Source organism: Janthinobacterium sp. DSP2-3-3 (assembly GCF_049897325.1).
Lineage (GTDB): Bacteria > Pseudomonadota > Gammaproteobacteria > Burkholderiales > Burkholderiaceae_D > Janthinobacterium.
The window spans coordinates 1-14,624 of the sequence record NZ_JAFCWA010000025.1 but is presented as its reverse complement, the minus strand read 5'-3'; the positions used below and the strand labels follow the sequence as shown (position 1 = coordinate 14,624).

At 61.3% G+C, this 14,624-nt stretch carries 8 protein-coding genes; 4 read left to right on the top strand and 4 right to left on the bottom strand.

What is annotated here, in order from left to right:
- Nucleotides 1–94: 94 nt before the first annotated feature.
- Together ACP7DE_RS27690 and ACP7DE_RS27685 are read right to left on the bottom strand one after the other, a co-directional pair.
- Nucleotides 95–385, bottom strand: a complete 291-nt coding sequence (locus tag ACP7DE_RS27690; protein WP_426075124.1) for a hypothetical protein — start codon at nt 383–385, stop codon at nt 95–97.
- Nucleotides 386–532: 147 nt separating this feature from the next.
- Complete coding sequence (locus ACP7DE_RS27685; protein WP_426075123.1) at nt 533–1,573, bottom strand: SMI1/KNR4 family protein; 1,041 nt, start codon at nt 1,571–1,573, stop codon at nt 533–535.
- Between the two features lie 452 nt (nt 1,574–2,025).
- On the opposite strand from ACP7DE_RS27685, the gene guaB reads away from it, so the two are divergent.
- Together guaB and guaA are read left to right on the top strand one after the other, a co-directional pair.
- A complete protein-coding gene (gene guaB / locus ACP7DE_RS27680) occupies nt 2,026–3,486 on the top strand; it encodes an IMP dehydrogenase (protein WP_426075121.1) in 1,461 nt (486 codons plus the stop codon).
- A gap of 66 nt (nt 3,487–3,552) precedes the next feature.
- Nucleotides 3,553–5,163: a glutamine-hydrolyzing GMP synthase gene (gene guaA, locus ACP7DE_RS27675; protein WP_426075120.1), complete on the top strand. Its 1,611-nt coding sequence runs from the start codon at nt 3,553–3,555 to the stop codon at nt 5,161–5,163.
- Nucleotides 5,164–5,410: 247 nt separating this feature from the next.
- Here the strand turns inward: guaA and accD are convergent, their stop codons facing one another.
- Both accD and ACP7DE_RS27665 read right to left on the bottom strand, forming a co-directional pair.
- Nucleotides 5,411–6,283, bottom strand: a complete 873-nt coding sequence (gene accD / locus ACP7DE_RS27670) for an acetyl-CoA carboxylase, carboxyltransferase subunit beta (protein ID WP_426075119.1) — start codon at nt 6,281–6,283, stop codon at nt 5,411–5,413.
- On the bottom strand, nt 6,280–7,542 hold the full coding sequence (locus ACP7DE_RS27665; protein ID WP_426075118.1) for a class I SAM-dependent methyltransferase: 1,263 nt from the start codon (nt 7,540–7,542) through the stop codon (nt 6,280–6,282). Before ACP7DE_RS27665 ends, accD begins: the two co-directional genes overlap by 4 nt.
- Nucleotides 7,543–7,898: 356 nt before the next feature.
- Between ACP7DE_RS27665 and ACP7DE_RS27660 the strand changes: the two genes are divergently transcribed.
- Complete coding sequence (locus ACP7DE_RS27660) at nt 7,899–9,671, top strand: ShlB/FhaC/HecB family hemolysin secretion/activation protein (protein WP_426075117.1); 1,773 nt, start codon at nt 7,899–7,901, stop codon at nt 9,669–9,671.
- A gap of 82 nt (nt 9,672–9,753) precedes the next feature.
- A partial coding sequence (locus tag ACP7DE_RS27655) for a filamentous hemagglutinin N-terminal domain-containing protein (RefSeq protein WP_426075116.1) occupies nt 9,754–14,624 on the top strand: 4,871 nt, incomplete at its 3' end.

The window sequence follows — 14,624 nt, the reverse complement described above, 5'->3', positions numbered from 1 at the left end:
GTTCGTTTGCCATTTGCGCGTCCAAATATTGAAAGTAAACGCCTTTCTTGGCAGGTTTACAAGCAATATTTTTGCCCTACGGCCAAACCGACCACTAATCCTTCATGCAATCGCCCTGGCCTCCGTCGAGAGCAACGTCGACGCGAACGTTGAACCCTGCCCAGTCGATCGATTCCCAGCGTAGCGCGATGTATTCGCTCGGGCGCATGCCCTTGTAGAAGGCAAACTGAAAGACGTTCCTGGCTCGGCCCTGGGCAGCATCGAGGATGAGCCATCCATGGCAGAACTGACATGGATCGATCGAAACGTGCGATGAAGAGCCGGCAACGAGCAAAATTCGAGCACCGCTCAGCATCGAGCAACTGAAGGAAATCCAGGCACGCAACACGTCGCCCGACGTGCTCGCGCTGCTGTGGGAGGTGTGCGGCGCCTGCGTAAAATTGCAGCGACGGCTGACGAGTTGGATCGCAGCCTGGGGCCGACTGGCGGTGAAGTGGGGATGATCCGTGATAGGGCCAGGCGGCGAGCCGCGCTAAGCAGCCTTGGCGATTTCCTTGAGGAACTCGACAAAGCTGTCCGCATGGCGCTCAAAACGCCATGCCCCTGCGCCGTGCTCGGCCGTATAGACGGGCGCGTCGCCATTTTCAATTGCGGAGAGATCCAGGCAATACGGATCGGCGCCCGCATCGGCAATCACCACATAGTGGGCTGGCCAGTCGGCGATGACTTCTTGGTCGACGGTATTGTAGGAGTACCCGTGCTGCGCCTTGATCAGCCCCGCCGCGCCATACAGATTCAGGCCCTGGAAATACCGCTTGCTGTCGATATACACGCGCAGCGGCGAATAGCGGGCCAGGAAGCGCTGGTATTGTTCAGGCAAGGTCCAGCGCTGGTCGATGGCTGCCAGGTCGGCATTATCCGCAATGACCAGCCAGTTCGACGGGCTGGCCAGGTCCTGGTCTTTCTTGCGCTCGGCCGCCAGCTTTTTCTCCAGTTTTGCAGCCGCTTTTTCCAGTGCCGTACGTGGATCGTCCAGCGACGCATGCGTGGCCGGTGGCGCAACTCCCGCGCCGTCCGGGTAGCCGGCGCGCTGCCAGGCAAGCACATCATCGAGCCTCAGGCTCTCGGCTTTCCAGTAGTCGGGAACGGCTGGCAAGCCGGCGTCAAATGGCTGGCGGCTCAGCACGGCCAGGCTTTTCACGGCCTTGGACTTCACCACCAGGGGCAGGGTAGCAGAGTTGGCGAGTCCCACCACGGTCTCGTAAGCATCCTTGCCCTGGCTTTTCATTAGGCCATCGATGCCCCAGTAGGCAAGCTCCGGCATTGTGACGGCCCATGTAAAAAAGTCTTTCATCTCCTGCGGCTGCATTAGGCCCACGATGGAGTTGACCAGTGAGCTGCGCCAGTGCAGCAACTGGCCTTCGCGCGCATAAGCGCTCAGTATCTCCAGTACCGCCAGCCGGTCGGTTTCGCCGTGTTTCTTGATCAGTCTGTCCTTGAGCGTGGCAAACTTGCTGCCATCGGCTTCGTCGAATAGTTTGCGGTGCAGTGCTGCCAGTGGTGTGATCGCCATCGTGTTCCTGATTATTCTGTGTTGTCTGCTGATTTTACAAGTAAAGTGATTATTCAAAAAAATAGTGTTTAAAAGTCAATATCATCTGCGTTCGATATGCATGCCTGCACAGAGACGTTGCAGTGATCTGATAGTGCAGGCAGATAGAACTGGTAGGATGATGGCTGCAAGTTTGTGCCTCATTGCCGTCCTTTGAAAAAGCCTTATCTTATTGTTGTCCTTCGGGGTTCGCTGGACGTTGCGGCACCTCAGTAAGCAGTCGGCGCGCTGCGCGAAATAGGCTCGAAAACGAGGGCGAATTTTGGGCGAAAACGTAGACTTTTCCAGACTTTTCCAGACATTTAGAGAGAAGTGAAAATGGCATTCCTACTATGTCTACAGAGGTTTGTGAATGTTTAAGACAGGAATCAAGAATTTCTGTATAATCTGCTTTTGCGCCAATAGGAAATGCTATGCGTCTACTTCAAAAAGCACTCACATTCGATGACGTGCTGCTCGTCCCAGCCTACTCCAACGTTCTACCCGCCGATACGTCCCTCAAAACTCGCCTGACCCGCAATATCACCCTGAATATTCCCTTGCTGTCCGCAGCCATGGATACGGTGACGGAAGCACGCCTGGCGATCGCGATGGCACAGGAAGGTGGCATCGGCATTATCCACAAGAATTTGAATCCGAAGGACCAGGCACGTGAAGTGGCCCGCGTAAAACGTTTCGAAGCTGGCGTGCTGCGTGATCCGATCACGATTCCGCCAGAAATGAAAATCCGCGACGTGATCGCGCTGACGGAACAATACGGCATCAGCGGTTTCCCCGTCGTCAAGGGCAAGGAAGTCGTCGGCATCATCACCAACCGCGATTTGCGCTTTGAAAAGGAACTCGACGCCGAAGCCTCCGCCAAGATGACTCCGCGCGAGAAACTCGTGGTCGTCAATGAAGATGCCGATACGGCCGAAGCCAAGCGCCTGATGAACAAGCACCGTCTCGAGCGCGTGCTGGTCGTCAACGACGCCTTCGAATTGCGCGGCCTGATCACCGTCAAGGATATCCAGAAGTCGACTTCCCACCCGTTCGCGTCGAAAGACAGCCAGGGCAAGCTGCTGGTCGGCGCCGCCGTCGGCGTCGGTGCCAAGGATGAAGAGCGCATCGACCTGCTGGTCGCCGCCGGCGTCGACGTGCTGGTGGTCGACACGGCCCACGGCCACTCGCAAGGCATCCTGGACCGCGTACGCTGGATCAAGACCAAGTATCCGCAAGTGGAAGTGATTGGCGGCAATATCGCTACCGCAGCCGCTGCCAAGGCGCTGGTGGAATACGGCGCCGATGCGGTCAAGGTCGGCATCGGTCCTGGCTCGATCTGCACAACGCGTATCGTCGCCGGTGTAGGCGTACCGCAAATCACGGCCATCTCGAATGTCGCCGAAGCATTGGAAGGCACGGGTGTGCCATGTATCGCCGACGGCGGTATCCGCTACTCGGGCGATATCTCGAAGGCGCTGGCAGCCGGTGCTTCCACCGTGATGATGGGTTCCATGTTTGCCGGCACGGAAGAAGCGCCAGGCGAAGTGATCCTGTACCAGGGCCGCAGCTACAAATCGTACCGCGGCATGGGTTCGCTGGGTGCGATGTCCGATGGTTCGGCAGATCGTTACTTCCAGGACGCCACCATGAAGGCCGACAAGTTCGTACCTGAAGGTATCGAAGGCCGCGTGGCCTACAAAGGCAGCGTGCTGGCGATCATCTTCCAGTTGGTGGGCGGCGTGCGTCAATCGATGGGTTACTGCGGTTGCGCCACCATCGACGAACTGCGCGAAAAGGCGGAATTCGTGGAAATCACTTCGGCCGGCATGCGCGAGTCGCATGTCCATGATGTGCAGATCACGAAAGAAGCGCCAAACTACCGTTCAGAGTAATTAGCGACAGACCAGACCGGCGCCTAGTGCGCCGGTTTTGTAATGACCTCAGATAAAGTCCCCATCATGCATTCTAAAATCCTCATTCTCGATTTCGGTTCCCAAGTCACCCAGTTGATCGCCCGCCGTGTGCGCGATTCCGGCGTGTTTTCCGAAGTCTTCCCGTATGACGTCAGCGACGAATTCGTGCGCAACTATGGCGCCGCCGGCGTGATCCTGTCGGGCAGCCACAACTCCACCCTGGACGGCGACTCGCCGCGCGCGCCGCAAGCCGTGTTCGAGCTGGGCGTACCGGTACTGGGCATCTGCTACGGCATGCAAACCATGGCGGCCCAACTGGGCGGCAAGGTGGAAAACGGCCTGGTGCGCGAATTCGGCTACGCCGAAGTACGCGCCCGCAGCCACACCAAGTTGCTCAACGGTATTGCCGACTTCGTCACCGACGAAGGTCACGGCATGCTGAAAGTGTGGATGAGCCATGGCGACAAAGTGCTGGAAATGCCGCCAGGCTTCAAGCTGATGGGCAACACCCCGAGCTGCCCGATCGCCGCCATGGCTGACGAAGAGCGCCAGTTCTACGGCGTGCAATTCCACCCGGAAGTGACGCACACGGTGCAGGGCAAGGCCATGATCGGCCGTTTCGTGCATGAAATTTGCGGCTGCAAATCGGACTGGAATATGCCCGACTACATCAGCGAAGCGGTGGAGAAAATCCGCGCGCAAGTGGGCACCGATGACGTCATCCTGGGCCTGTCCGGCGGCGTCGATTCCTCGGTGGCCGCTGCCCTGATCCACCGCGCCATCGGCGACCAGCTGACGTGCGTCTTTGTCGACCACGGCCTGCTGCGCCTGGACGAAGGCAAGATGGTGATGGACATGTTCGCCAAGAACCTGGGCGTGAAAGTCATCCGCGTCGATGCGGAAGAGCAGTTCATGGGCCACTTGGCCGGCGTCACCGACCCCGAGCAAAAGCGCAAGATCATCGGCCGCGAATTCGTCGAAGTGTTCCAGGTCGAGTCTGGCAAGCTGGTCAACGCCAAATGGCTGGCGCAAGGCACGATTTACCCGGACGTCATCGAATCGGCCGGTAAAGGCAAGAAAGGCCAGACCATCAAGAGCCACCACAACGTGGGCGGCTTGCCGGACACCATGAAGCTCAAATTGCTCGAACCCTTGCGCGAACTGTTCAAGGACGAAGTGCGTAAGCTCGGCGTGGCCCTGGGCTTGCCGCATGACATGGTCTACCGCCACCCATTCCCGGGCCCAGGCCTGGGCGTGCGCATCCTCGGCGAAGTCAAGAAAGACTACGCCGACCTGCTGCGCCGCGCCGACGCCATCTTCATCGAAGAACTGCGCAACACGCCATACGAATTCGTTGCCGGCCAGGCCGTCGATCCGGACGCGCTGCCAGCGAACTGGTACGAAGCCACCAGCCAGGCCTTCGCCGTATTCCTGCCCGTCAAATCGGTGGGCGTGATGGGCGATGGCCGCACCTACGAATACGTGGTGGCCCTGCGCGCCGTGCAGACGCAAGACTTCATGACGGCCCACTGGGCGCATCTGCCGCACAGCCTGCTGGGCAAGGTGTCGAACCGCATCATCAATGAAGTGCGCGGCATCAACCGCGTCGTCTACGATATCTCGGGCAAGCCGCCAGCGACCATCGAGTGGGAATAATCTCCCATCCGGCACCGTAAGGTAACGCCGGGTCAATGAAACAGCCAAGCCCCTGATATTTCAGGGGTTTTTTTTCTGGCAAACGCAAGCAACCGATGGCAGAGCCAAGCACGTTCTTTGTGGGTATGTTTTAGCCTTGCAACGCGGCGGCGGACGGTCGCATGACGGCGAGCGGTAGGCCGAAACGGCGAAGCACCTGTATCTGGTGCCGGCGCGATATCGGCCCGGTTATATAGGCGCTAGCCTGTCAAGCCACGGCGTCCTTCGGCAGTTTGAGGAGCAAGGCAAGTAGCGCAGCCAGTTCGGGTCGCATGTCCCTGCGGTCCACGATCATATCGATTGCGCCGCACGCCAGCAGGAACTCCGGTCGCTGATAGCCATCGGGCAGAGTTACGCCCAAGGTATTTTTGATCACCCTGGCGCCGGTGAAGGCGAGTAGCGCCTTCGGCTCGGCAATTACCAGGTCGCCGAGGAAGCAGAACGAAGCCGACACGCCACCCGAGGTGGGGTCTGTCAGCACGGAGATGAAGGGGAGCTTCTTTTCCGCCAGGCGGGTCAGCATGGCCGTCGTCTTGGCCATCTGCAGGAGCGACATTAATCCTTCCTGCATGCGTGCGCCGCCGCTGGCGGTGAAGCAGATAAACGGCAGATGCTGCTCGATGGCTGCCTGGATGCCACGAACAAAACGTTCGCCGACCACCGACCCCATCGAACCGCCCATGAAGTCGAATTCAAAGCAGGCCACGACCGCCGGTACTGACAGGATAGCACCACGCATGACGACAATCGCGTCGGTTTCGCCAGTAGCTTCTGTAGCGACACGCAGGCGTTCGGTATAGCGCCTGCTGTCTTGGAATTTCAGGCTGTCGACGGGCAGCACTTCCTGGCCGATTTCGTGTCGGCCACCAGCATCTAGCAGGGCGTCTAGTCGTGCCCTGGCTCGAATGCGCAGATGATGCTCGCATTTCGGGCAAACATGCAGGTTCGTTTCCAGGTCGGCGCGATACAAGGACGCCTCGCAGGACGGGCATTTGATCCACAGTCCGGGCGGCATCGACTGGCGCAGTGCGACGCCATCACGCTTGATACGTGGCGGTAGCAGCTTTTCGAGCCAGTTCATACGGTTGCCCGGATCATGCGAAACACATTGCTCAGACACAGGCCGTCGCTGCGGCCGGACAAATAGCGTTCGCTCAACGACTGCGGTCCGAAATGCTCAATGTGCCGGAAGCCGAACTGGCGCAAGAGGCGTTCAAAAATCTCGGGGTCGAAATGGCTCTGGAGAGGTTCGCCCTGCGCTGCCACTCCCGCCGCCATCATCTCCAGGCCGGTGCGCTCGCTCAGCGTGAGCAATTCAGCTTGCATCAAGTAGTCGAACACGATACCGCTGCCCGGCGCGCAGGAGGCGATGTAACGCAAAGTATGCAGAACGACATCCTCAGTCAGGTACATGCTCACCCCCAGCCAGGAGAAGGTGACCGGTAGAGCAGGATTGAAGCCCGATGCGAGCAACTCTTGCTCCAACGTTGTTTGGCTGAAATCAATCGCAACATAGCGCAGGTGGGCAGGTTCCTCGATGCCAGCCGTTCTCAGACAGGCGCGTTTCCAGCGCTGCATGGACGGCAGGTCGACTTCGAACAGATGGACATCCGGAGTCGAGCCGGTGCGGTAGGCGAAGGTATCGAGTCCGGCGCCCAAGATGACGTACTGGCGCACCCCTTGGCGCTGCGCTTGTCGCCAGATGTCCTCGGCCAGCCGGCTGCGCACCGCCATAGTGACACGCATCACGTTGGAAACTGGATTGCTGTGGCGGCCGGGATCGGCACGCATCTCTGCCTCCTGGGCCGGCCCCAGGATCGTCAAGGCCAGCGGGTCGTCCAGAATCAGCGGCATGTCGAGCAACTGGTGCGCGGCCCGCAGCGTGGCGGTCATGCGCGCACTCGGTTTAGGGCTGTCGTCGCGGCCGCCATTCTGGTTGGCGGGCGGCTGGTGCAGCTGTATCAACGCCTGCTGCATGAAGACGCTCAATCGGATATCGATATTTGCCGACAGTCCGGGTTCGCGACCAAACGCGCTGCGGACTTTTCCATCGAGCGCCGCGTCATCGCCTGCATAGGAGGCGCGAAACAGCGCGGCCCAGCGACGCGCCAAATCCTGCATACCAGTGTCATGCGGCGCCGCGCCGGCGGCCATCTGCTGCGTGGCCTGCGCGATGAGCGCTTCCCAGTCGCCGGCATGGTCCAGCATGCGCTGACGTACCTGACACAATTCGCTTGGTGACAGGTAGCTGGCGAACAGGTCGGCGCGCCGTGCGATATCGACGTCTTTCAGCACTTTTGGATGATCGATGGGTGCTTGTGCGGGTTGATGCCGATGCATATGCGATCCTTTCAAATGGACAGTGATGCAGGGCACTCTAAAGCCTTACCTCACGTCAGGCTCAAGCAAAAAAATCGTCAAGCGTCGCGCCGATAGTGCCGACTGGAGCGTCAAGCGGGGCAGGCAAGTCGTTACATTAAGCCAATGCCCTGTTTTTACAGGGTTTTTTATGGCAGCGGGCATGGATGTCATTACCTGCTCTGCTGTCACAAGGCCGTGTGTTTATTTACTAGTGGTAATTTGATAGTTAAATAATAGTTACTAAAAAAGTAAAGTTCTCAAGAAATAAATAAAATTGCCATGAGGAAATAATTATTTTATAATCTACTTAAGAAAATAATTACGTAAGGCAACATATGCACCTGCGCTTGACGCCATGGTGCGGTGTATTTTTGTTCAGCGGCACCTTGTGTGCCGCCGTGTCCGCGCAGACCCGTCCCGACATCGCACCGCCCCCTTCCAATACGCCTGGCAGCAGCCAGCGCGACGATGCCAGCCAAGAATTGATCCGCCAGCAAGAACGTGAGCGCCTCTTGCGCCAGCAGCAGGAGCGTAATCCCGACGTGCGTCTGCTCGAGGCGCCCGCAGCCGTCTCCGCCAATCGCCTGCCCACGGGCGAATCGCCGTGCTTTACTATTAATCACCTGGAATTGCGGGGCGAGGACGCCGCGCAGTTTCAATGGGCGCTGGCGGCCGCCGGCCGCGATGACTTGGGAGCGCCTGACTCTGCGCTGGGGCGCTGCCTCGGCACGCAGGCCATCAATGTACTGATGGGAAGGCTGCAAAATGCCATCATCGCGCGCGGCTATGTCACGACGCGCGTGCTGGCCGAACCGCAGGATTTGAGCCGTGGCACGCTGGCCTTGAGCGTGATACCGGGGCGTATCCGCCAGATCGGCTTCGCGCCCGGCACGAATCCCCGCGCCACTTGGTGGAATGCCGTGCCGGCGCGGCCGGGCGACTTGCTCAATGTGCGCGATACGGAACAGGCGCTGGAAAACTTCAAGCGCGTGCCGACTGCCGAAGCCGATATCCAGATCATGCCGGCCGAGGGCGGCAACGCGAAGCCGGGCGAGAGCGACCTGCAGATCCAGTGGAAGCAGGGCTTGCCGTTTCGCCTGGCGCTGGGCCTCGACGATGGCGGTTCGCGCTCGACCGGCAAGCTGCAGGGCAGCGTGACCCTGTCGTATGACCACTGGCTGACCTTGAACGACCTGTTTTACCTGAGTCTGAACCAGAACGTCGACGGCGACCGTAATGGCCCGCGCGGCACGGGCGGCATGGTGGCCCACTATTCGATTCCCTACGCCTACTGGCTGCTGGCCTTTACGGTCAGCGACAGCCATTACCACCAGTCCGTGGCCGGCATCAATCAGGACTACAACTACAGCGGCGCCAGCCAGAATCGCGAAGTAAAACTGTCACGCCTGGTGTACCGCGATGCGTCGCGCAAGACGACGGTTTCCCTGCGCGGCTGGCAGCGCGCCGCACAAAACTTCATCGATGACACGGAAGTGGAAGTGCAGCGCCGCCGCATGGCAGGTTGGGAAATCGGTATCGGTCACCGTGAATTCGTGGGCAAGGCCACCTTTGACCTCAACCTGCAATACCGGCGCGGTACGGGCGCGATGGATGCGCTGGCCGCGCCCGAGGAAGCGTTTGGCGAAGGCACTTCGCGCATGCGTCTGCTGCTGGCCGACGCGGCCCTGTCGGCGCCGTTCACGCTGGCTGGCCAGCCGCTGCGTTATTCGGCCAGCTGGCGCATGCAGCACGACCGCACGCCGCTGGTGCCGCAGGACCGCTTTGCCATCGGTGGGCGCTATACCGTGCGCGGCTATGACGGCGAAAGCAGCCTGTCGGCCGAACGGGGCTGGCTGCTGCGCAATGAAGTCGGCGTGCCGCTGGGCAGCAGCGGCCAGGAAGCGTATGCGGGGCTCGACCATGGCGAAGTGGCGGGGCCGTCCGCCGAATGGCTGATCGCGCGGCGCCTGACAGGCGGCTTCGTCGGCTTGCGCGGCCAATGGCTCGGGGTGCAGTACGACGCCTTTGTCGGCTGGCCCGTGCGCAAGCCCGAGCTGTTCCGCACTGCCAGCCATACGGCCGGTTTCAGCCTGAACGCCAGCTATTAAAAATAACAAGGTGAGACGCCGCCATCCGCCAGCCGTTCTCTTCTCCCCTTATCGCATTAATTGATTGTCATTAGGACATTTCATGAACAAGAACCTGTACCGCATCATCTTTAATAAACGCCGTGGCCAACTGATGGTCGTCGCCGAAAACGCTTCTTCGCAAGGCAAGGCGGCCAAGGGCGAGGGCAGCTTGACGAATGGCGTGTTTGAAGGCGATGGCGGTGGCGGGCTAAGTTTAAGTGTGAATGGCAAGTTGCGGCCGCTGGCCTTGGCGATGTTTGGCGCGCTGGGCATGGTGAGCTTTGTGGCCGGCCCGGCCATGGGGCAGATCGTGGCCGACCCGAATGCGCCGGGCCGCCAGCGCCCGACCGTGGTGCAAAGCGCGAATGGCGTGACGCAGGTCAATATCCAGACACCAAGCGCGGCGGGCGTGTCGCGCAATACCTACAGCCAGTTCGACGTGACGGCAAATGGCGCCATCCTGAACAATAGCCGCGGCAATGTGCAGACCCAGACGGGCGGTTGGGTGCAAGGCAACCCTTGGCTGGCAGGCGGCAGTGCGCGCGTCATCCTCAACGAAGTCAATTCTGCCAACCCGAGCCAGCTGCGCGGCTATGTCGAGGTGGCGGGCCAGCGCGCCGAAGTCGTGATCGCCAATCCGGCCGGCGTGGCCATTGACGGCGGCGGTTTCATCAATGCCAGCCGGGTCACGCTGACGACGGGCACGCCTATCCTCAACGGCGGCAACCTGGACGGCTACATGGTGCAGCGCGGCGTGGTCAGCATCAACGGGCGCGGCCTGGACACGTCGCTGAGCGACTACACGGCCATCCTGGCGCGCGCTGCGCAAATCAATGGTGGCATCTGGGCACAGGAATTGAAAGTGGTCACAGGAACTAACCAGATCGATGCGGCGCATGGCGTGGCGGGCGCTGCGTCTGGCGTGGGGCCGGCCCCAGCCTACGCGCTGGACGTGGCGCAACTGGGCGGCATGTATGCGGGCAAGATCACGCTGGTCGGCACGGAAGCGGGCTTGGGCGTGCGCAATGCGGGCGTGATGGCGGCCACGGCCGGCAACCTGGTGCTGCAATCGAACGGTTGGCTGAGCAACAATGGCAACATCCAGTCGGCAGGTAGCGGCAGCCAGACCAGCATCGCCGTCACGGGCGACGTGGCCAACAGCGGTACCGTGTATGCGGGCGTCGACAGCCAGGTGCAGGCGCAGGGCAATATTGCCAACAGCGGTGTGATTGCGGCCCAGGGCAATGTCCAAGTGCAAGCCACAGGCGCGGCAGCGCGCATCGATGCCACCGCTGGTTCCGTGCTTGCGGCAGGCTTGAATCTGGCCAATACCTTGGCCGCCAGCGGCAAGTTGAGCGTTTCTGCCGGCGACACCATTGCCGTGCATGGCACGGCGGTCGCGGGCGGCGACAGCAGCCTGTCGGCGCGCCAGCTGGACCTTGCTGGGGCGCAGGTTTCTGGCAGGAACGTCAGCTTGGGCGCCAGCGCCGGCGACCTCGACGCCAGCCGGGCGCAGGTCAGTGCCCGTGAACGCCTGCAGCTGGATGCGGCGCGGACCGTGCGCAGCGATGCAGCGCAGCTGATCGGCCAGCAACTGGGCGTGACTGCGCATGACTTGTCGAACGTGGGTGGCCAGATCATGCAACTGGGCAACAGTGATCTCGCCATCAGCTTGCCGGGTGCGCTGGACAACACGCGTGGCGTCATTGCCACGAATAGCCACGCCTTGCGCCTGCATGCTGCCAGCCTGAGTAATCAGGATGGGCAGATCCAGCATGCGGGCACGGGCGCGCTGGAGATTGGCGCAGCGCACATCAACTTGCAGCGCAGCAGCATCATCAGCAATGGCGCCTTGGCGCTGACGGGAGAGCAGGTCGACCACCGCAATGCCCGTACGCTGGCGGCGAAATTAAGTATCAATGCCGGTAGCTTGGACAACCGGGGCGGCAGCCTGGCACAGACTGGCCAGGGGGTAACTGGCGTGCAGGTGCGTGACGGGCTGGATAACCGGGATGGCGCGCTGGGAAGCAATGGCACGATGACTGTGCAGGCAGCTGGCGTGCAAAACCAGAAGGGCCGCATCGTCGCCAGCGGCGACCTGGCACTGTCCACAGGCGCGCTGAACAACACCGAGGCGACCCTGGCCGCAGGCGGGGCACTGCGCCTCGATACTGGCGACGTCGACAATACGCGCGGCCAGATCCAAGCAGTGGGCGGCGACGCCAGCCTGTCCATGGCAAAGCTGAACAATACGGCCGGCAGCGTGTTTGCCGGTGGCAATCTTGTCACCCGGGCCAGCGAAGTGCTCAATAGCGGCAATGTGTATGCGGCCGGTAACCAGGCGCTGCAGGTGAGCGGCGCCGTCAGCAACAGCGGCGTGATCGCTGCGCAGGGCGACAACCGCATCGACGCCAGCCACATCGACAGCACGGCCGGCAGCTTGCTGGGCGCCGGCATCCGCGCCGACGGCAGCCTGGTCGGCAACGGCCAGTTGCAACTGACGGCCACGCAAGCGATCACCGCCCATGGCCAGACCCTGGCGGCCGGCAAGACCAGCATGCACGCCACTGCCATCGACCTGAGCGGCAGCCAGACGGGCGGCGCGGCGATCTCCCTGAATGCCAGCGCCGGCAATGTCGTCACCGATAATGCACTGGTGACGACCACCGGCTTGCTGTCCGTGGCGGCGGCCGGCAGCGGCCAAGCCCTGTCGAACGTGCGCGGCACCCTGAGCGCGGGGCAGCTGGACCTGACAACAGGATCGCTCGACAACCGCGGCGGCACCCTGATTCAGACGGGCAATGGCGACACGGCATTGCAAGGCAGTACCCTGGACAACACGGGCGGGCGTATCGCCGTCAACAGCGCCAACCTGGCGCTGCATGCCGACAAGGTGACTAACCGCGACGGCAGCATCGACCACGCGGGCACGGGCAGCTTGCACATTGAAGCAACGCGCTTCGATGACGAGCGGGGCAAGATCACAGGCAATGGCCTGGTCGATATCCAGGCGGAAACGATCGACCATCGTCATGCCGTTACTTCCGGGCAGCAGGTAACCTTGCAGGCCGGCCAGCTGGACAACAGCGACGGCACCCTGCAGCAGACGGGAGCGGGGCAGATGCGTGTGGATGTGGCGCAGACGCTGGACAATACGCGTGGCAACATCGCCGGCAATGGCGGCCTGCAAGTACAGGCGGGCGTGCTGGACAACAGCAAGGGCCGCATCACCTCGGCCGCCTCGGCGGATATCGTCAGCAAGGGCGCGCTGAAGAATACGGATGGCGTGATGGCCGCCACGCAGGCGCTGCAGTTGGCAGGTATCGGAATCGACAACACCCGAGGCATATTGCAGGCGGACAATTTACATCTTGATGCGGCGACCTTGCTGAACCAGCAGGGCACGGTGAGCGCCGGCACGGACCTGACGGCGCGCCTCAGCGCAGACTTGAACAATGCGGGCCTGCTGTATGCGGGCCGCAACCAGCAGCTGACGGTGGCGGGATTGCTGAACAATAGCGGTTCGATTGCGTCGGTGAATCACACGAATATTACTGCTGGCAAAGTCACCAGCAGCGGCTTGCTGGGTGCGGGTGTGAAGGCTGATGGCAGCCTGGGCACGGCAGGCGATCTCACCATCAACGCCGATGGCGTGCTGCAAGCGAGCGGCCAAAACCTGGCGGCGGGCAGTGCCGTGCTGACGGGCGATTTCATTGATCTGTCAGGCAGCCAGACCGGCGCCGCGAACATCGCCATCACCGCGCGCAGCGGCGATGTACTGACGAATAAAGCCATCATCTCGGCCAGCAATCTGCTGGCCATTACCGCCAACGCGAATAACGCCCAGTCGCTGGTGAATACCCAGGGTCAGCTGGTGGCCGGTCAGTTGCAATTGAATGTCGCCAATCTGAACAACGCCAGCGGCGACATCGTGCAGACGGGTACGGGCGACACCGTCATCACCACGGGCAAGCTGGACAACACGGCTGGCCGTATCGCCGTCAACAGCGCTAACCTGGCTTTGAACGCGACGGTGTTGACAAATATCAATGGCAAGCTGGAACACGCGGGCGCCGGCCTCCTGGCCCTCAACGCGGGCCAGTTCAATAACCAATACGGCAAGATCACGGGCAATGGCAAGCTCGACATCACGGCGGCTACCTTGGACCACCGCAATGCGACGACGGTGGCGAATCAGCTGAGCGTCAACGTCGGCAGTCTGGACAATCGCAGTGGTAGCCTGTTGCAGACGGGCAGCGGCTTGATGAGCGTCAACACGACGGGCCAGCTGGATAACACGGGCGGCAAGATCGAGGGCAATGGCGATGCGCTGGTCAAAGCCCAGGTATTACTGAACAGCAAGGGTCGCATCGTGGCAGTGCGCGACGCGGAGTTGAACGTGGACAGCCTGGACAACACAGACGGCACGGTCGCGGCAGGGCGTCATTTGGCATTGAGCGGTGGCGATATCGACAATACCAAAGGGCAATTGCAGGCTGTCGCTGGCGATGCGACCTTGAAGGTTGGCAAGCTGAACAACACCGCGGGCAGCGTGTTTGCCGGCGCCAACCTGAATGCCACGCTGACGAGCCTGAATAATACCGGCAGCCTGTATGCGGCCGGAAATCAATCCATCACAGCCAGCGCCGCTATTGTGAACACGGGCGTGATCGCGGCACAAGGCAACACGAGCCTGACGGCAAAGACACTCGACAGCAGCGCAAGCAGCCTGATTGGCGCGGGCATCCAGGCCGATGGCAAGCTGGGCACGGCCGGCGACCTGACGATCAGCACTACACAAACGCTGGATGCGCATGGCCAGGTCCTGGCGGCAGGCAGCGCCAAGCTGACCGGCGCCACGCTCGATATCGGCGGCAGCCAGACCAGCGCCGCCAATATCGGCCTGACGGCAACACAGGGCGACGTCAGCAC